Here is a 17,372-nt window from a genome sequence, read left to right on the forward strand (position 1 = left end):
GTGCTGGCGGCCGGCGGCTTCGAGTCCAACATCGAATGGCTGCGCGAAGCCTGGGGGCGCAACGAGCGCGGCGAATGGCCCGCGGACAACTTCCTGATCCGCGGCACGCGCTTCAACCAGGGCGTGCTGCTGAAGCACCTGCTCGACGACCATGGCGCCGACCGCATCGGCGACCCGACGCAGGCGCACATGGTGGCGATCGACGCGCGCGCTCCGCTGTACGACGGCGGCATCTGCACCCGCATCGACTGCGTCTCGCTGGGCGTGGTGGTCAACCGCGAAGCCCGCCGCTTCTACGACGAAGGCGAGGACTTCTGGCCCAAGCGCTACGCGATCTGGGGCCGCCTGGTGGCGCAGCAGCCGGGGCAGGTCGGCTATTCGATCATCGACAGCAAGGCCATCGGCCGCTTCATGCCGCCGGTGTTCCCCGGCGTGAAGGCGGACACGCTGCCGGAGCTCGCGCTCCAGCTCGGGCTCGACGTGGAGACCTTCATGCGCACCCTGCAGGATTACAACGCCGCCTGCCGCGTCGGCAGCTTCGACCACACGCAACTCGACGCCTGCCACACCGAAGGCGTGCTCCCCGCCAAGACGCACTGGGCGCGGCCCATCGACACGGCGCCGTTCTACGGCTATGCGCTCAAGCCCGGGATCACCTTCACCTATCTCGGACTGCGCACCGACGACACGGCGGCCGTTCGCTTCGGTGGCGTGCCGAGCGACAACCTGTTCGTGGCCGGCGAAATGATGGCCGGCAACGTGCTGGGCAAGGGCTACACCGCAGGCGTCGGCATGTCGATCGGCACGGCCTTCGGCCGGATCGCGGGCACCAACGCGGCGCGCGCCGCGCTGCAGCAGGGAGTGGAACAGCATGCAGGCGCTTGACGTCCTGGCCCGCGAGGCGCGCGCGCTCGCCAACGGGGAACTGGTGCTGAGCGGGCCGGAAACCGAGGTCGCTCGCCAGATGCAGATCTGCAATGCCTGCCTACTGCGAAGGTTTTTGCGCGGTGTTTCCCGCCATGACCCGCCGGCTGGAATTCGGCAAGGCCGACATCCACTTCCTCGCCAACCTGTGCCACAACTGCGGGGCCTGCCTGCACGCCTGCCAGTACGCGCCGCCGCATGAATTCGCGGTGAACGTGCCGCAGGCGATGGCGCAGGTGCGCGGCCAGACCTATGCCGACTACGCGTGGCCCGCGGGGCTGGGCGCGCTGTACCAGCGCAACGGCCTGACCCTGGCGGTGGCCCTGGCGCTCGCGCTGGCCGCCTTCCTCGCGCTGGGCGCGGCACTTCAGGGCACGCTGTGGGGCGCGATTCCGGGCGGCGACTTCTACGCGATCTTCCCGCACAACCTGCTGGTGGGCCTGTTCGCGCCCGTGTTCCTGTTCGTGGTGCTGGCGCTGGGCCTGGGCGTTTCGCGGTTCTGGCGCGACGTCACGCCGGCCACCAGCGGGCAACCCGCAAGCCTGCCCGCGGCGGCGGAGGCCACCCACGACATGCTGCGCCTGAAGTACCTCGACGGCGGCCATGGCCAGGGCTGCAACAACGAGGACGACGCCTTCACGCTGTCGCGCCGGAACGCGCACCACCTCACCTTCTACGGCTTCATGCTCTGCTTCGCCGCGACCGCGGTGGGCACGGTCTACCACTACGCCTTCGGCTGGGCCGCGCCCTACGACCTGCCGTCGCTGCCGAAGCTCCTGGGCGCCGCCGGCGGCGTGAGCCTGCTCGCGGGAACGACGGGACTCTGGCGGCTGAACCGCCGGCGCCATGCGCTGCAAGGCGACCTCGCGCAGAAGGCCATGGACCTCGGCTTCATCGCGCTGCTGTTCCTCACCAGCGCCAGCGGCCTGGCCTTGTGGCTGGCGCGCGCGACGCCCGCACTGCCGCTGCTGCTGTGCCTGCACCTGGGCGCAGTGATGGCACTGTTCGCCACCCTGCCCTACGGCAAGTTCGCCCACGGCGTTTTCCGCACCGCCTCGCTGCTGCGTCACGCCGTGGAGAAGCGGCAACCCAACCCCATCGGCCTCGGCGCCGATTGATCCCTTCACGACCCAAGGAGACTTCCCATGAACAAGCGCCACCTGCTGCGCTGCGCCGCGCTGTGCGCCATCCCGTTGCTGTCCGCCCTGCCCGCCCAGGCCCAGGACTTCCCCAAGGGCAACCTCACCATCGTGGTGGGCTTCGCCGCCGGCGGCGCGGCCGATTCCGCCGCGCGCGTCATCGGCAAGAAGCTCGGCGAGAACCTGGGGGTGGCGGTGGTCATCGACAACCGGCCCGGCGCCGGCGGCAACATCGCGCACCAGTACGTCGCCAAGACGGCGCCCACCGATGGCAGCGTGATCCTGTTCGGCTCGGTCGGCCCGCTCACCATCGCACCGCACCTGATGAAGCTGCCCTACGACCCGGCGAAGGACCTCGCGCCCCTCACCATGGGCGTGAATTTCCCCAATGTGCTGGTGGTGCACTCGGGACTGAAGATCCGCACCTTCCCCGAGTTCGTCGCCTACGCGAAGGCAAATCCGGGCAAGCTGGACTACGCGTCCACCGGCCCCGGCTCGGCCTCGCACCTGGCCGGCGAATTGCTCGACGACATGGCCAGGGCGCAGACCGTGCACGTGCCGTACAAGGGTGGCGCGCCCGCCCTGCAGGACCTGCTGGGGGCCGCGTCGCCTCCTATTACTCCACCCTCGCCACCGCGCAGCCGCACATCGAAAGCGGCAAGCTGATCCCGCTGGCGGTGACCGGCCCCAAGCGCCTGCCGCAGCTGCCCAACGTGCCCACCATCGCCGAGTCGGGGTTCCCTGGCTACAGTGCCACCAACTGGTACGCCTTCGTCGCGTCGTCCAGGGTGCCCAAGGCCACGCTGGACCGCCTGAACACGGAACTGGTGAAGGTCCTCAAGACCCCTGCGGTGGTCGATGCGCTGAACAGCCACGGGCTGGCGCCGGCCCCGGGAACGCGCGAGGAACTGGCCCGGGAGATGGAGCGCGAGACGGCCACCTGGGGCCGCGTGATCCGCGAACGCAAGATCACCATGCAATGAACTGCCGGAAGCCCGCACCATGAACTTCGCCGCCCGCATCACCCGCCGCTGGGCGCTCGCCGCGCTGGCGAGCCTGACCCTGGTGTCGTCGTCCGCCTTCGCCGCGGAGATCCGCGTCGTCACTTCCGGCGCCTTCACCGAGGCCTACAAGAAGCTGGTCCCGATCTACGAGCAGGCTTCCGGCCACAAGGTGATCAGCGCCTATGGCGCCTCGATCGGCAATGCGCCGGACTCGATCCCGAGCCGCTTCGCCCGCGGTGAACAGTTCGACCTGGTGATCCTCTCCGAAGGCGGACTCGAAGCACTGGCCGGCCAGGGAAAGATCGTTCCGGGCTCGCGCGTGGACCTGGCCCGTTCGCAGATCGGCGCGGCCGTGCGCAAAGGCACGCCCAAGCCGGACATCAGCACGGTCGAAGCCCTGAAGCAGACCCTGCTGAACGCGAAGTCGGTCGCCTACTCGGCCAGCGCCAGTGGCACCTATCTCTCCACCGAGCTGTTTCCGAAACTGGGCGTGCAGGAGCGCCTGCAGGTCACGGGCAGGAAGATCCTGAGCGAGCGCGTCGGCGCCGTGGTGGCGCGTGGCGACGCGGAACTGGGCTTCCAGCAGGTCAGCGAGCTGATCTACTTCCAGGAGCTGGACTTCGTCGGCACGCTGCCGCAGGAAGTCCAGCAGACGATCTTCTTCTCGGCGGGCCTGGTGGCCGGCTCCGGCCAGCAGGAGGCGGCGCGGCACCTGGCGGCCTTCCTGGCATCGCCGGCGGTCGCGGACATCGTGCGCGCGACGGGGCTCGACCCGGCGGGCGCCGGCGCGAAACGCTGACGGGGTTGGTGTCGGGGTTCGGCGCTGCGCGCGCTCACCGCCGACCTACGGAGCGCCGCCTTGGCGCGGGACTTCCGCCATCATCGAGCGGCAGCCGCGTCTCCGCCTTGACCTCCTTCAGCACCACGCTCGATCGCACGTGCGTCACGCCCGGCAGCTTGAACGCGGTCTCGTGCAGGAAGGCCTCGTAGCTCTTGATGTCCGGCACCAGCACCTTGATCACGTAGTCGGCCTGGCCGGTGGTGGCGTAGCAGCTGACGATCTGCGGCGATTCGGCGACCGCCTGCTCGAAGCGGCGCACGTCGTCCTCGTTGTGGCGCGTGAGGTTCACCTCCGCCAGCACGCACAGCGCCAGGCCGACCTTCTCGCGGTCGACCAGCGCCGTGTAGCCGCGGATAATGCCGGCCGCTTCCATTTCCTTCACCCGCTTCCAGCAGGGCGTGCTGGAAAGGCCGACCGTGGTGGCGAGCTGCTGCACGGTCTGGCGGGAGTCGCGCTGCAGCTCCGCGAGCAGGAGCACGTCGTGGCGGTCGAGCTGATTCATTCTTGATGAAGGGCAATATCGGGAATTCCATTCTCCCCCAACCTTGGGCGATGAGGAAATAAGAAGCACTTTTCCCTTTCCCCGGCCTAAGCTGTGCTTTCCCGAAAAGGCGGAGTACAGCCATGGAGACAAGCAGCCCTATCGTCCGTCCCGACTACAAGCTGGCCGACAGCCTGTGGGCCCCCGCGGGCGCCATCTTCCTCACCGGCACGCAGGCGCTGATCCGCCTGATGCTGATGCAGCGCCAGCGCGACGCGGCCGCCGGCCTCGACACGCGCGGCTTCATCAGCGGCTACCGCGGCTCGCCCCTGGGCATGGTGGACCAGGCCGTGTGGAAGGCCGGGCGCAAGTTCGAGGACGCGGGACTGCGCTTCCTGCCCGCGATCAACGAGGAGCTGGGTGCGACCGCAGTATTGGGCACGCAGCGCGTGGAGGCCGATCCCGAGCGCACCTGCGCCGGCGTGTTCGCGCTGTGGTACGGCAAGGGGCCGGGCGTGGACCGCGCGGGCGACGCGCTCAAGCACGGCAACGCCTACGGCGCCTCGCCGCACGGCGGCGTGCTGATGGTGGCGGGCGACGACCACGGCTGCGTGTCCTCCTCGATGCCCCACCAGAGCGACCAGGCCTTCCAGTCCTGGCACGCGCCCGTCGTCGCGCCGGCCAACGTCGCCGAGTACCTGGAGTTCGGCCTGTATGGATGGGCCCTCTCGCGCTTCTCCGGCAACTGGGTCGGCTTCACCGCGCTGTCGGAAGTGGTGGAGAGCGGCTCCACGGTGGACCTCGACCTGGTGAACGCGCGCGTCGCCACCTGGCAGGACGCCGACACGGTGCGCGGCATCACCGGCTACACGCCGCCCCCCGGAGGCCTGCATTACCGCTGGCCCGACCTGCCTTCCCTGACCATCGAGCAGCGCCTGCATGCCAAGCTGGATGCGGTGCGGGCCTTCGCGCGCGTCAACAGCATCGACCGGCACGTCGTGCAAAGCGAGCGCGCCACCGTCGGCATCGTCACCGCCGGCAAGGCGCACTACGACCTGCTGGAAGTGCTGCGGCGCCTCGACATCCCGCTGGAGACGCTGGCCGCGCATGGCGTGCGCATCTACAAGCTGGGCCTGACCTACCCGATCGAGCCGACCCGCATGCGCGAGTTCGTGCGCGGTCTCAAGGAAGTGCTGGTGATCGAGGAGAAGGGGCCGGTGGTGGAGGAGCAGCTGCGCTCCATGTTCTACAACGCCGCGGAGCGGCCCGCGATCGTCGGCAAGCGCGACGCGCAGGAGCGGCCGCTGGTGTCGGCGCTCGGCGAGCTGCGTCCCTCGCGCCTGATCGAGACCGTGGCCAACTGGCTGGTCGGCCATTTCGCGGATCTCGACCGGCGCCACCTGGTGCGCGACTTCACGCTGCCCGAGCTGCTGTCCAACGAGAGCGACAGCGTCAAGCGCCTGCCCTACTTCTGCGCCGGCTGCCCGCACAACGTGTCGACCAAGGTGCCGGAAGGCTCGCATGCGCAGGCCGGCATCGGCTGCCACTTCATGGCGAGCTGGATGGACCGCGACACGGAAGGCCTGATCCAGATGGGCGGCGAAGGCGTGGACTGGGTGTCGCACGCGATGTTCACCAGGGTGCCGCACGTGTTCCAGAACCTGGGCGACGGCACCTACTACCACTCGGGCTACCTCGCGATCCGCCAGGCCGTCGCGGCCAGGGCCACGCTCACCTACAAGATCCTGTTCAACGATGCGGTCGCCATGACCGGCGGCCAGCCGGTCGACGGCATCATCACCGTCGACGGCATTGCGCGGCAGGTGGAGGCCGAGGGCGTGAAGAAGGTGGTGGTGATCTCCGACGACATCGCCAAGTACGACGCGATCCATGGCCGCTTCCCCGCCGGCACCGAATTCCACGACCGCGACCAGCTCGATGCCGTGCAGCGGCGGCTGCGCGAGATGCCTGGCGTGACCGTGCTGATCTACGAGCAGACCTGCGCCGCGGAAAAGCGGAGGCGCCGCAAGAAAGGCGAACTGGTCGATCCGGCGCGCCGCGTGTTCATCAACGAGCGCGTGTGCGAAGGCTGCGGCGACTGCTCGGTGCAGAGCAACTGCGTGGCGGTGCAGCCGCTGGAGACGCCGCTGGGCCGCAAGCGCAAGATCGACCAGAGCAGCTGCAACAAGGACTATTCCTGCGCCAAGGGCTTCTGCCCCAGCTTCGTCGGCGTGCTCGGGGGCAAGCCGCGCAAGCGGATGGGCGCGCTGGGCGGCGGCGGCAGTGCGGAATTCCTGCAGCGGGTGGAAGCCCTGCCGCGTCCGGCGCCGCACACCTGGGCGGCTCCCTACGACCTGCTCGTGACCGGCGTCGGCGGCACCGGCGTCGTGACCATAGGCGCGCTGGTGGCGATGGCGGCGCACCTGGAAGGCAAGAGCGCGAGCGTGCTGGACTTCATGGGCTTCGCGCAGAAGGGCGGCTCGGTGCTCAGCTTCGTGCGATTCGCCGACGTGCCGTCGCGCCTGAACCAGGTGCGCATCGACACGCAGCAGGCGGATGCCCTGCTGGCCTGCGACCTCGTGGTGGGCGCATCCCCTGATGCCCTGGCCACCGTGCGCCATGGCCGCACCCGCATCCTGGCCAACACGCACGAAGTGCCGGTAGCCGAGAACGTGCGCAACCCGGATGCCATCCTGCGCATGCCGCAACTGCTGGAGAAGCTGCGCTTCGCCGCCGGCGCCGAGCGCGTGGAGACGCTGGATGCGCAGGCGCTGGCCGAGGCCTTCCTGGGCGACTCGATCTATTCCAACATCGTCGCGCTCGGCTCTGCCTGGCAGCGCGGCATGGTGCCGGTGAGCCTGGAAGCGCTGCTGCGGGCCATCGAGCTCAATGGCGTGGCGGTGGACAACAACAAGCTGGCCTTCTCGCTCGGCCGCCTGGCCGCGGGCGACGCGCAGGCGATCGCGGCGCTGGTGCGCGGCGAGTCCTTGCAGGCGCCGGTGGCCGATTCGCTCGATGCCTTCATCGCGCGCGGCGTGGCGCACCTCACCGCTTACCAGGATGCGCGCTATGCCGGCCTCTACGCGGACTTCGTCGCGCGCGTGCGCGAACGTGAGCTCTCCGCCACCTCCGTCATCCCCGCGCAGGCGGAGACCCGAGGCGCCCTGCCCTTCACCCGCGCCGTCGCGGAGGGCCTGCTGAAGCTGATGGCCTACAAGGACGAATACGAAGTCGCCCGCCTCTACACCGACGGCGAGTTCCAGCGCGCTGCAGCAGCAGTTCGAAGGCGACATCGCGCTGGAGTTCTACATGGCCCCGCCAGTGTTGAGCCGTTCCCAGGACGGCAAGCCGCCGCGCAAGCTGCGCCTGGGCGCCTGGATGATGCCGGCGATGAAGCTTGCTGGCGCAGGGCCGCCGCCTGCGCGGCACCGCTCTGGACTTCTTCGGCAGGACAGCCGAGCGCCGCCTGGAACGCGAGCTGGTCGAGGCCTACCGGGCGCGCATCGAATCGCTGCTGCCCGCGCTGGACGCTCAGCGGCTGAAGGCGGCGGTGGAGATCGCGTCGCTGCCGCTGCAGGTGCGCGGCTTCGGCCACGTGAAGCTGGCGAACCTGGCGCTGGCCCGCGCGCGCGAGGCGGAGCTGCTGCACAAGTTCGACCCGGCGACCTATCCGCGGCCGGCGGTGGGGCGGGAGGCGGGGCAGATCCGGGGATTCGCGTCACGGCAGCTGCGTGAAGTGTTTCGTAGGCTGGCGGTGAGCCCGAAGGCGAACCCCAGCGCTTGCGCGCACCGCTGGGGTTCGCGTTGCTCACCACCAGCCTACAGGGAACGAATCGAATCCAGCTTGTCGTCCCACCACTTCAGCTCCGGCTGCACCCCGCACCCGGCCGCCGCGTTCTGCGCCATGTGTTCCGGCGAGCCGCTGCCCGGGATCACGCAGGTCACGGCCGGATGGCTCAACGCGAACTTCAGCAGCACCTGCGACCACGTCGTGCAGCCGATCTCCGAAGCCCACGCGGGCAGCGCCTTGCCTTGCAGCCTGCGCATCAGCCCGCCGCCGCCGAAGGGCCGGTTCACCAGCACCGCGACCTCGCGCTCCTGCGCCAGCGGCAGCAGGCGCTGCGCGGCTTCAGGTTCCTGCACCGAATAGTTGATCTGCAGGAAGTCGATCGGCTCGCTGCGCAGCACCGCCTCCACTTCGGCGTACGCCGATGCGGCGTAGTGCGAGATGCCGATGTAGCGCACGCGGTCCTCCTCGCGCCAGGCGTGCAGGGTGGCGAGGTGCACCTGCCAGTCCAGCAGGTTGTGGATCTGCACCAGGTCGATGGTGTCGCAACGCAGCAGGCGCAGCGATTCTTCCAGCTGCCGCAGGCCCGCGTCACGGCCCGTGGTCCACACCTTGGTCGCGATGAAGGCTTCCTCGCGGGTGTCGGCCTCGTCCAGCACCTGGCCCACCGCCGCTTCCGCCTTGCCGTACATGGGCGAGCTATCGACGACGCTGCCGCCGGCGTCGAACAGCGCCTTCAGCACCTCGGGCAGCCGGTCGAATTCCGGCGTGCCCGGCGCGCGGTCGAAACCCATGTAGGTGCCGCAGCCGATCACCGGCAAGGGCTCGCGGCTGCCGGGGATGGGGCGGGTGCGCATCTGCTCTAGATCCATGGAGGCTCCTGGTCCAGCGCAGAGTATCGCCTAGGCTTTCGGGACGGTGCCCTTGGTCTCCGGCGCTGCCAGGAAGTCGAAGTCCACGCCCTTGTCCGCCTGCGTCACGGTCGCCAGGAACAGCTTGCGATAGCCGCGCGCGGCCGTGGGCACTTCCACCGGCTGCTCCTTGGCACGTTTCGCCAGTTCCGCATCGGACACCAGCAGGCTGATCTCGCGATTGCTCACGGACAGCCGGATACGGTCGCCATTGCGCACGTGCGCGAGCGGGCCGCCGACGGCGGACTCGGGCGTGACGTGCAGCACGATGGTGCCGAAGGCCGTGCCGCTCATGCGACCGTCGGAGATCCGCACCATGTCCTTCACGCCCTGGCGCGCCAGCTTGCGTGGCAGCGGGATGTAGCCGGCTTCCGGCATGCCCGGTGCGCCCTTGGGACCGATGTTCTTCAGCACCAGGATGTCCTCGGCCTTCACGTCGAGGTCGTCGCTGTCGATGCGGGTCGCGAGGTCTTCCAGCCCTTCGAACACCACGGCGCGGCCCTCGTGCTCCATCAGCTTGGGGTCGGCCGCCGACTGCTTGATGATCGCGCCGCCCGGTGCCAGGTTGCCCTGCAGCACCGCGATGCCGCCTTGCGGATAGATCGGGTTCGCGAACGGGCGCACCACGTCCTGCTTGAACGGCGGCGCGGCGCGCTCCAGCTCCTCGCCCAGCGTGCGGCCGGTGACGGTCAGCGCATCCAGGTGCAGCAGCGGCTTCAGTTCGCGCAGCAGCGTGGCCATGCCACCGGCGGCATCGAAGTGCTCCATGTAGTGCTGGCCCGAGGGCTTCAGGTCCAGCAGCACCGGCGTCTCGCGGCCCATGCGGTCCAGCGCCTTCAGGTCCACCTCGAAGCCCAGGCGGCCGGCGATGGCGGTGAGGTGCACGATGGCGTTGGTGGAGCCGCCGATGGCCAGCAGCACGCGCATCGCGTTCTCGAAGGCCTTCTCGGTCAGCACCTTGTCGATGGTCAGGCGGCTCTTGGCCATCTGCACCACGACGGTCCCGGTCTGCTCGGCGACCCGCATGCGCGCGGCCGTCACGGCCGGCGGCGAGGCGCCGCCCGGCACCGTCATGCCCAGCGCTTCGGCGATGCAGGCCATGGTGCTCGCCGTGCCCATCACCGAGCAGGTGCCGATGCTGGGCACCAGCTGGTTGTTGACGTCGGCGATCTCCTGCGCGTCGATCTCCTCGGCGCGGAACTTGCCCCAGTAGCGGCGGCAGTCGGTGCAGGCGCCCACGGTTTCGCCGCGGTGCGATCCGGTCAGCATCGAGCCGGTGATCAGCTGGATGGCCGGCAGCCCCGCCGAGGCCGCCCCCATCAGCTGCGCCGGCACCGTCTTGTCGCAGCCGCCGATCAGCACCACCGCGTCCATCGGCTGCGCCCGCAGCATCTCCTCGGTGTCCATGGACATGAGGTTGCGCAGGTACATGCTGGTGGGCGCCGCGAAGCTCTCGCCGATCGAGATCGTCGGGAACTTCACCGGCAGGCCGCCGGCCAGCATGATCCCGCGCTGCACCGCCTCCACCAGCTGCGGCATGTTGCCGTGGCAGGGGTTGTAGCCGCTGCCGGTGTCGGTGATGCCGATCACCGGACGGTCGAGCGCGTTGTCGGTCAGGCCCGCGCCCTTGATGAAGGCCTTGCGCAGGAAGAGCGAGAAGCCGGCGTCACCGTAGTTGGTGAGGCCCTTCTTCATGCCGGTGCTGTCGTCGGGTTTCGTCATGGTGTCATTCGTCGGCCTTCACGCCGGTCTCGTCGATCACTTTCGACCACTTGGCCAGTTCCGCCCGCAGCCGCGCGGAGGCTTCCGCCGGCGTCTGCGGCGCCAGGGTGTACACGCCCTGCTGCAGGAACTGCTCCTTGGCCGCCGGGTCCTGCATGATTTTGCCGATCTCCGCGTTCAGGCGGGCCAGCACGTCGGCGGGAGTGCCGGTCGGCGCCATCACGCCGAAGGTGGACACCACGTCGAAGTCCTTCCAGCCCGACTCGTTGACGGTCGGCACGTCGGGCAGCATGGAGATGCGCGTCGGCGTGGTGACGGCCAGCGCGCGCAGCTTGCCGGCCTTGACCTGCTGCAGGGCCGCGGGCACGGTCTCGGCCGCCATTAGCACCTGGCCGCCGACCAGGTCGGTCATCGCCGGGCCGCTGCCCTTGTAGGGCACGTGGATCATGTCGGCGCCGCTTTGCACGCGGAACATCTCCACGGCCATGCGCTGCGGCGCGCCGGCGCCGGAGGACGCGTAGGTCAGCTTCTTGGGATTGGCCTTGGCGAAGCTCACCAGCTGCTGGAAGCTGGTTGCCGGCACCGAGGGGTGCACCACGAAGACCAGCGGCACGTAGCCCACCACCTGCACCGGCACCAGGTCCTTCTGCAGGTCGTACGCCAGCTTGCCGCGCTCCAGGCGCGCCATCGTGGAGTGCGAGGTCATGGCCGCCATCAGCAGCGTGTAGCCGTCGGGCTTGGCCTTGGCGACGAGGTCGGCGCCGATGTTGCCGCCGGCGCCGCCGCGGTTGTCGACGACCACCTGCTGGCCGAGCGCCGTGGACAGGCGCTGCGCCACGATGCGGCCGATCACGTCGGTGGCGCCGCCGGGCGGGTAAGGCACCACCAGTTTGATCGGGTGGTCGGGCCAGGCGGCCAGCGCGGCGGCGGGCAGCAGGGCGGCGGCGGTGAAGGCGGCGCAGAGGGCGCGCCTGAGGATCTGGGGCATGTTGTCTCCTGTGGGTTTGGTGTTTGGAATGCTCCAGCTGCGCAGTGTGGCGCCCCGCCGTGCAGGGGAAACACGCTTGTCCTATCTTCAAACAAAAAATACTTTGCGTTCCCGTTCCGCACAATCCGCAGCATGACCGCCGCCACACCCCGCCTGCAGGGCGTCCTTTCGCCCGTCCTCACCCCCTTCGGCGCCGACTACAAGCCGGACCCCGACCGCTTCATCCGCCACTGCCGCTGGCTGCTGGACCAGGAAGTGGGGCTGGCGATCTTCGGCACCAACTCCGAGGCCAACTCGATGTCGGTGGCGGAGAAGCGCGCACTGTTCGACGCGCTGCTGGAAGCGGGCATCCCGCCGGCGCGGCTGATGCCCGGCACCGGCTGCTGCGCGATCAGCGACTCGATCGAACTCACGAAGCGGGCCGTGCAGGCAGGCGTGGGAGGCGTGCTGATGCTGCCGCCCTTCTACTACAAGGGCGTGAGCGAGGAAGGCCTGTACCGCAACTTCGCCACCATCATCGACGCGGTGGCCGACGAGCGCCTGCGCGTGTACCTGTACCACATCCCCCGGTGTCCAGCGTGCCCATTCCGCGCGGCGTGGTCGCCCGCCTGCTCAAGTCCTATCCCGGCATCGTCGCGGGCATGAAGGACAGCGGCGGCGACTGGAAGCACACCCAGGCCATGATCGAGGAGTTCGGGCCGCAGGGCTTCGACGTGTTCGCCGGCAGCGAGAACTTCCTGCTGGCCGACCTGCGCGCGGGCGGCCCCGGCTGCATCACGGCCACGGCGAACGTGAACCCCACGGCGATCGTCCAGCTTTACAAGACCTGGAAGCAGGCCGACGCCGACGACCAGCAGAAGAAGCTGGACGCCACGCGGGCGGCCTTCGCCCAGTTCCCGCTGATCCCGGCCATGAAAGCGGCGATCGCCTGGAAGACCGACCGGCAGGACTGGGTGCACGTGCGCCCGCCCCTGGTGGACCTGGGCGCCGAGCAACAGCAGACCTTGCGCGCCTCGCTCGACCAGGTCGGCTTCACCATGCCCAAGGCCGCCGCGCTGGCCTGAGCCGCGGCCGGGAGCCGCCCGGCGTTTGCGCTGGATCAAGCCGGCGGGGCCTGCCGGCCGTCCGCGCGGGGCGACCGGTGATCTGCGTCAAGATCGCCGGCGCCCTGCCGCTTTCTACTCACGTCCATGACGCCGAGGCCCTTCCCGATGTGCCCCGACCAGCGCGCGACGCTGGCGGAATTCGAGCGCCTGCACGCCCAGTGGCGGGCGGCGAGCGAGGCGGCCGACGCCATCGAGTGCACGGTCTACGCCGACGGCCCGCAGGGCCACCGGCTGCTGCAGCAGCGCCTGGCCGCCGACCGCGTGCACCAGCAGGCCATGCAGCTGCTGCGCGACCGGCCGATCTGAGCGTCGGCGTCGGCGTCCGCGCCCGCCCCTCCAGCCCGCGAGCAAGCGGCAAAACCTCCCTCTGTTCACCGCATTGAGCCCGGCCGTGCTGCCCGACAATGGCAGCCTGAGTCGCGGGCATCCGTCCGCGTCCGCAGTCTGAATCGAGAGGACGAGGGAAATGAACCGCAAGCAAGCTATCAAGCTGGCCCTGGCCGCGTGTGCCGTGGCCGTCGGCGGCGCCGCCATGGCGCAGGACGCAGCGACCGAGAAGGAAGCCGTGGCGATGGTCAAGAAGGGCGTGGCCTACATCAAGGCCAACGGCCACGACAAAGGGCTTCGCCGAGATCACCCGCCGCGACAGCAAGGAATTCCACGACCGCGACCTGTACCTGGCCGTGCACCGCATGGACGGCACCGCCGTGGCCCATGGCACCAACGAGAAGATGGTGGGCAAGAACTTCATCGAGATCAAGGACATGGACGGCAAGGAGTACATCAAGGAGCGCGTCTCCCTGGCGCAGTCCAAGGGCACCTTCTGGACCGACTACAAGTTCAACAACCCGGTGACCAAGAAGATCGAGCCGAAGACCGCCTACTGCGAACGCCTGGACGACTACATCGTCTGCGGCGGCATCTACAAGAAGTGAGTCCCGGGGCGGGGATGACCAGCCTGGACGAAGTCCTCGCCTGCTACGGTGAACTGGCCGGCACGGTCGCGCGCATGGTCGAACTGGCGCGCGCCCGCCGCTGGGACGCCCTGCCCGGCCTGGATGCGCACTGCAGCAGCCTCGTGGGCCGGCTGCGCGAGATGGACGGGGACGCGCTCTCCGGCATCGAGCGCTCGCGCCTCGCGGCGCTGGCCAGCCGCATCCGCTCGGACCAGGAAGCCCTGAGCTCCCTGGTGCGGCCCCAGTTCGTGCACCTGGTGCAACGCATGGCGGAACTGCAGCGCGCGTCCTGACACAATCGCCGTTCCACACGGGACGGGATTGGGATGTCCGGCAAGAGCGTTCTCCAGGAGGCGCGCGAAGTCCAGCTGGCGGTCACGCTGATCGAGCTGGGCGCGCGCCTGCAGTTCATCGAGGCGGAGGTGAACCTCAGCCGCGAGCGGCTGCTGCGCCTGTACAAGGAGATCAAGGGCACCTCGCCGCCCAAGGGCCTGCTGCCCTTCTCCACCGACTGGTACATGACGTGGATGGCGAACATCCACGCCTCCATGTTCTACAACAACTACCGGCACATGCTGGCCCACTCGGAAGGCCGGCTCGATGCGCTGGTGAAGGCCTTCCGCATGTACCAGGAGCAGGTGCGCACGCACGGCGACGCGCCGGTGCTGGACTTCACGCGCGCGGCCACGCTGGTGAAGTTCTTCGAAAGCGACATGCTGCAGCTGACGCAGTGCACCCGCTGCACCGGGCAGTTCGTCACCCATCCCCACGAGAACCAGGCCGGCTACGTGTGCGTGCTGTGCCGCCCGCCCTCGCGGGCCGGCAAGAAGAAGCGCGTCGCCCACGACGCGCCGGCCGACCCGGGCGAAACCGCCTAGGAGCCTGCGCCGCTCATCCCCGCTTGCGGCCCGCCGGTCCGGACGGCGCATCGGGCAGGGAGAGATTCGTCACGGCCGCACCACGCGGGGGATGACACGTGTTGCAGTCCGTAACATGATGTCACACCTTTCGCGATGCCCCAGACGGAGACCCCATGAGCGCAGTTGATTCCAGCAAGGAAATCGCCGACCTGAACCTGACCTACATGCTTCTCGCGCAGAAGCTGCTGCGCCAGGACAAGGCGGCGGCGATGCTGCGCCTGGGCATCAGCACCGAGATGGCCGACCTGCTGGTGGGCATGTCGCTGTCCGAGGTGATCAAGATCGCCACCAGCAATTTCGTGCTGTGCGCCTTCCGCCTGGACGAACTGCCGATCGTGAAGACCGTGATGCAGGGCGACCGCCAGGCTGCGCTGCAGCAGGCCCACATCTCCATCGTGCTCGCCGGCGCGCAGCACCAGGCCGCCAGTTCCAGCGCCGCCTGAGAAAAAAAGCCGCCGGGTGCTCCGGCGGCGATTTCCCAACCCCGAATTCCTCGACCGCTCAGGGCTCCTGGCGGATCACGTCGCGCACCGTGAAGCGCACTTCGCGCAGCAGGCTCGCGGTGTTGGCCGTGGTGCCGTAGCCGGTCAGCTGCGCCACGTGGGCCCAGCGTTGCTGTTCGCCGTCGTGCACCAGCTTCTCGATGGCCGCGCGGATCGTGTAGACGAAGCGCTTGCTGTTGCCATCGGGCGCGCAGTGCACCTCGGTGCGGATCGCCATGTCCTTGGGCAGGTTCAGGCCCGTGTCCTTGCCGACCTTCTGGATCACTTCGGACAGCTGGCCGGGCGTGACCAGCCTGCAGTCGTTTTCCTGCATGGCCGAATAGGTGCCGGCCTGGGCGGCTCCGGCCGCAAGGGCCAGCAGGCCCAGCGTCATGGCTTTCTTCATGCGACTCTCTCCTCGTCCGTTCTTGATGGAGAGAGCTTAGGGGCCGCCCCTAGGATTCAATCAGCGAAACAGGAGGACCTTTCCCCGGCGTCTCCGATGGGCGGGCGCGTGCAGCGATGAGCGGCTTATCGTGCAAGGAAGTGATGGGCGGTCAGCTCACCACGCCGATGTTCCAGGGCACGAACTCGTGGTCGCCGAGACCGAGCAGCTCGCTCTTGCTGCGCTCGCCGGAAGCGATGCGCAGCATCAGCTGGAAGATCTCTTCGGCCGTCTCGGGCATGGTCTTGGTGCCGTCGAGGATCTCGCCGCAGTTGTAGTCCATGTCTTCCGTCAGGCGGCTGTACATGGGCGTGTTGGTGGCGAGCTTGATCGAAGGCACCGGCTTGGCGCCGAACATGGAGCCGCGGCCGGTGGTGAACATGATCATGTTGGCGCCGCCTGCGATCTGGCCGGTGGCGGAGCACGGGTCGAAGCCGGGCGTGTCCATGAAGACGAAGCCGTTCTGCTTCACCGGCTCGGCGTAGCGGTAGACCTCCATCAGGCCCGTGGTGCCGCCCTTCATCGAGGAGCCCAGGGACTTCTCGAAGATGTTGGCCAGGCCGCCCGTGTTGTTCCCCGGGCTCACCGCCCCGTTGATCTGCACGTCGCGGCCGGGCGAGTATTCGTCCTTCCACCAGCGGATGCGCTCGATCAGCTTCTCGCCGACGGCGCGGCTGACCGCGCGGCGCGTCAGCGTGTGCTCCACGCCGTAGATCTCGGGCGTCTCCGACAGGATCGCGGTGCCGCCGTGTCGCACCAGGATGTCCATGGCCGCACCGAGCGCCGGGTTGGCGGTGATCGAGGAGAAGCCGTCGGAGCCGCCGCACTGCAGGCCGATCTTCAGGTGGCTGGCCGGCACCGGCACGCGCACCACGTCATTGGCGCGCGGCAGCATCTTCTTCACGGCTTCGACCGCCGCTTCGATGGTCTTGCGCGTTCCGCCGGACTCCTGCATCACGAAGGTCTGCAGGCGCGGATTCGCTTCCAGCTTCTCCTGCGCGAGCAGGCCGGACAGCTGGTTGCGCTCGCAGCCCAGGCCGATGATCAGCACGCCCGCGAAGTTCGGGTGCTTGGCGAAGCCACCGAGCGTGCGCCGCAGCAGGTCCATCGGCTCGCCGCTCATTTCCATGCCGCAACCCAGGCCGTGCGACAGGCCCACCACGCCGTCGATGTTCGGATAGTCCGCCAGCCGTTCCTCGGTGAACCATTCCGCCACCTTGTGCACCACCGTCGCCGAGCAGTTCACGGTGGACAGGATGCCGATGAAGTTGCGCGTGCCCACCTGGCCGTCGGGCCGCACGTAGCCCATGAACTTCGCCCGCTGCGCTTCCGGCAGCACCGGCGTCTCCACGTACTCCTTGCCGTAGGCGTAGTCGCGGTCGAACTCGCGGAAGCTGACGTTGTGCGAGTGCACGTAGGTGCCCGCCGCGATGTCCACGGCCGCGAAGCCGATGCACACGTTGTACTTCAGGATCGCCTCGCCGGCCTGGATCGCGCGCGCGGCGATCTTGTGGCCCGCCGGCACCTGGCTGCGGCTGGTGAAGCCTTCGCTGGGCACGGCGGTGCCGATGGCCACGTCCACCCGCGCCACCACCACGTTGTCCTTGGGATGCAGGCGGATGATGGGGCCGGCGACCTTCTTGGCGGAGAGTTCGATCATGGTGGT

Annotated in this window: 13 protein-coding genes and 4 pseudogenes; 11 read left to right on the forward strand and 6 right to left on the reverse strand. The window is 68.9% G+C overall.

All coding sequences use genetic code 11. The features are described from left to right. The 4 genes and pseudogenes from tcuA (at position 1) to HK415_RS13730 (ending at position 3,866) form a co-directional block, all read left to right on the forward strand. The gene (gene tcuA / locus HK415_RS13715) at positions 1 to 885 is read left to right on the forward strand and encodes an FAD-dependent tricarballylate dehydrogenase TcuA (RefSeq protein ID WP_373684587.1); all 885 of its coding nucleotides are present in this window, start codon (positions 1 to 3) and stop codon (positions 883 to 885) included. Further along, positions 872 to 2,042 (forward strand): annotated as a pseudogene (gene tcuB, locus HK415_RS13720) (tricarballylate utilization 4Fe-4S protein TcuB). The gene tcuA and the pseudogene tcuB overlap by 14 nt, the downstream one beginning before the upstream one ends. Positions 2,043 to 2,069: 27 nt before the next feature. Next, a pseudogene (locus HK415_RS13725) lies at positions 2,070 to 3,046 on the forward strand (Bug family tripartite tricarboxylate transporter substrate binding protein). Between the two features lie 19 nt (positions 3,047 to 3,065). Continuing rightward, entirely contained in the window at positions 3,066 to 3,866 is an 801-nt protein-coding gene (locus tag HK415_RS13730) for a substrate-binding domain-containing protein (protein WP_171560142.1), read from the forward strand. A 34-nt stretch (positions 3,867 to 3,900) separates the two neighbouring features. On the opposite strand, the gene HK415_RS13735 is transcribed toward HK415_RS13730, so the two are convergent. Then, positions 3,901 to 4,410, reverse strand: coding sequence for an Lrp/AsnC family transcriptional regulator (locus HK415_RS13735; RefSeq protein WP_171560145.1), 510 nt, complete (start codon positions 4,408 to 4,410; stop codon positions 3,901 to 3,903). Between the two features lie 122 nt (positions 4,411 to 4,532). Here HK415_RS13735 and HK415_RS13740 point away from each other — a divergent pair. Further along, positions 4,533 to 8,107 (forward strand): annotated as a pseudogene (locus HK415_RS13740) (indolepyruvate ferredoxin oxidoreductase family protein); the annotation flags it as partial. 101 nt (positions 8,108 to 8,208) lie between these two features. On the opposite strand, the gene HK415_RS13745 reads toward HK415_RS13740, so the two are convergent. The 3 genes from HK415_RS13745 to HK415_RS13755 are packed head-to-tail and all read right to left on the reverse strand — an operon-like array spanning position 8,209 to position 11,797. After that, positions 8,209 to 9,033, reverse strand: a complete 825-nt coding sequence (locus HK415_RS13745; protein WP_171563425.1) for an aldo/keto reductase — start codon at positions 9,031 to 9,033, stop codon at positions 8,209 to 8,211. A gap of 45 nt (positions 9,034 to 9,078) precedes the next feature. After that, the gene (locus HK415_RS13750) at positions 9,079 to 10,809 is read right to left on the reverse strand and encodes an IlvD/Edd family dehydratase (RefSeq protein ID WP_171560147.1); all 1,731 of its coding nucleotides are present in this window, start codon (positions 10,807 to 10,809) and stop codon (positions 9,079 to 9,081) included. 4 nt (positions 10,810 to 10,813) lie between these two features. Then, complete coding sequence (locus tag HK415_RS13755) at positions 10,814 to 11,797, reverse strand: tripartite tricarboxylate transporter substrate binding protein (RefSeq protein WP_171560149.1); 984 nt, start codon at positions 11,795 to 11,797, stop codon at positions 10,814 to 10,816. 132 nt (positions 11,798 to 11,929) lie between these two features. Here HK415_RS13755 and HK415_RS13760 point away from each other — a divergent pair. From HK415_RS13760 to flhD, 6 genes and pseudogenes are all read left to right on the forward strand, one after another. Next, positions 11,930 to 12,861: pseudogene (locus HK415_RS13760) on the forward strand (dihydrodipicolinate synthase family protein). 147 nt (positions 12,862 to 13,008) lie between these two features. Further along, the gene (locus HK415_RS13765) at positions 13,009 to 13,209 is read left to right on the forward strand and encodes a hypothetical protein (RefSeq protein ID WP_171560151.1); all 201 of its coding nucleotides are present in this window, start codon (positions 13,009 to 13,011) and stop codon (positions 13,207 to 13,209) included. A 386-nt stretch (positions 13,210 to 13,595) separates the two neighbouring features. After that, positions 13,596 to 13,838, forward strand: a complete 243-nt coding sequence (locus HK415_RS25185; protein WP_253262237.1) for a cache domain-containing protein — start codon at positions 13,596 to 13,598, stop codon at positions 13,836 to 13,838. A 14-nt stretch (positions 13,839 to 13,852) separates the two neighbouring features. Beyond that, a complete protein-coding gene (locus tag HK415_RS13775; protein ID WP_171560154.1) occupies positions 13,853 to 14,152 on the forward strand; it encodes a flagellar protein FliT in 300 nt (99 codons plus the stop codon). A 33-nt stretch (positions 14,153 to 14,185) separates the two neighbouring features. Further along, positions 14,186 to 14,737, forward strand: a complete 552-nt coding sequence (flhC, locus tag HK415_RS13780) for a flagellar transcriptional regulator FlhC (RefSeq protein WP_171560157.1) — start codon at positions 14,186 to 14,188, stop codon at positions 14,735 to 14,737. 155 nt (positions 14,738 to 14,892) lie between these two features. Then, positions 14,893 to 15,222: a flagellar transcriptional regulator FlhD gene (gene flhD, locus HK415_RS13785; RefSeq protein WP_171560160.1), complete on the forward strand. Its 330-nt coding sequence runs from the start codon at positions 14,893 to 14,895 to the stop codon at positions 15,220 to 15,222. A gap of 58 nt (positions 15,223 to 15,280) precedes the next feature. Here the strand turns inward: flhD and HK415_RS13790 are convergent, their stop codons facing one another. Together HK415_RS13790 and HK415_RS13795 are read right to left on the reverse strand one after the other, a co-directional pair. Beyond that, positions 15,281 to 15,667 carry a hypothetical protein gene (locus HK415_RS13790; RefSeq protein ID WP_171560162.1) on the reverse strand — a complete coding sequence of 129 codons (387 nt, stop codon included), beginning with the start codon at positions 15,665 to 15,667 and terminating at the stop codon, positions 15,281 to 15,283. A 151-nt stretch (positions 15,668 to 15,818) separates the two neighbouring features. After that, a complete protein-coding gene (locus HK415_RS13795; RefSeq protein ID WP_171560164.1) occupies positions 15,819 to 17,366 on the reverse strand; it encodes a UxaA family hydrolase in 1,548 nt (515 codons plus the stop codon). Positions 17,367 to 17,372 lie beyond the last annotated feature (6 nt).

The organism is Ramlibacter montanisoli, from assembly GCF_013087525.1.
GTDB classification, from domain to species: Bacteria; Pseudomonadota; Gammaproteobacteria; order Burkholderiales; family Burkholderiaceae_C; genus Ramlibacter; species Ramlibacter montanisoli.

What these genes read in the sequence shown, in the direction of transcription:
- HK415_RS13730 (WP_171560142.1), top strand. Translation starts at nt 3,066, where the DNA reads ATGAACTTCGCCGCCCGCATCACCCGCCGCTGGGCGCTCGCCGCGCTG.
- HK415_RS13735 (WP_171560145.1), bottom strand. Translation starts at nt 4,410, where the DNA reads ATGAATCAGCTCGACCGCCACGACGTGCTCCTGCTCGCGGAGCTGCAG.
- HK415_RS13745 (WP_171563425.1), bottom strand. Translation starts at nt 9,033, where the DNA reads ATGCGCACCCGCCCCATCCCCGGCAGCCGCGAGCCCTTGCCGGTGATC.
- HK415_RS13750 (WP_171560147.1), bottom strand. Translation starts at nt 10,809, where the DNA reads ATGACGAAACCCGACGACAGCACCGGCATGAAGAAGGGCCTCACCAAC.
- HK415_RS13755 (WP_171560149.1), bottom strand. Translation starts at nt 11,797, where the DNA reads ATGCCCCAGATCCTCAGGCGCGCCCTCTGCGCCGCCTTCACCGCCGCC.
- HK415_RS13765 (WP_171560151.1), top strand. Translation starts at nt 13,009, where the DNA reads ATGTGCCCCGACCAGCGCGCGACGCTGGCGGAATTCGAGCGCCTGCAC.
- HK415_RS25185 (WP_253262237.1), top strand. Translation starts at nt 13,596, where the DNA reads ATGGACGGCACCGCCGTGGCCCATGGCACCAACGAGAAGATGGTGGGC.
- HK415_RS13775 (WP_171560154.1), top strand. Translation starts at nt 13,853, where the DNA reads ATGACCAGCCTGGACGAAGTCCTCGCCTGCTACGGTGAACTGGCCGGC.
- flhC (WP_171560157.1), top strand. Translation starts at nt 14,186, where the DNA reads ATGTCCGGCAAGAGCGTTCTCCAGGAGGCGCGCGAAGTCCAGCTGGCG.
- flhD (WP_171560160.1), top strand. Translation starts at nt 14,893, where the DNA reads ATGAGCGCAGTTGATTCCAGCAAGGAAATCGCCGACCTGAACCTGACC.
- HK415_RS13790 (WP_171560162.1), bottom strand. Translation starts at nt 15,667, where the DNA reads ATGAAGAAAGCCATGACGCTGGGCCTGCTGGCCCTTGCGGCCGGAGCC.
- HK415_RS13795 (WP_171560164.1), bottom strand. Translation starts at nt 17,366, where the DNA reads ATGATCGAACTCTCCGCCAAGAAGGTCGCCGGCCCCATCATCCGCCTG.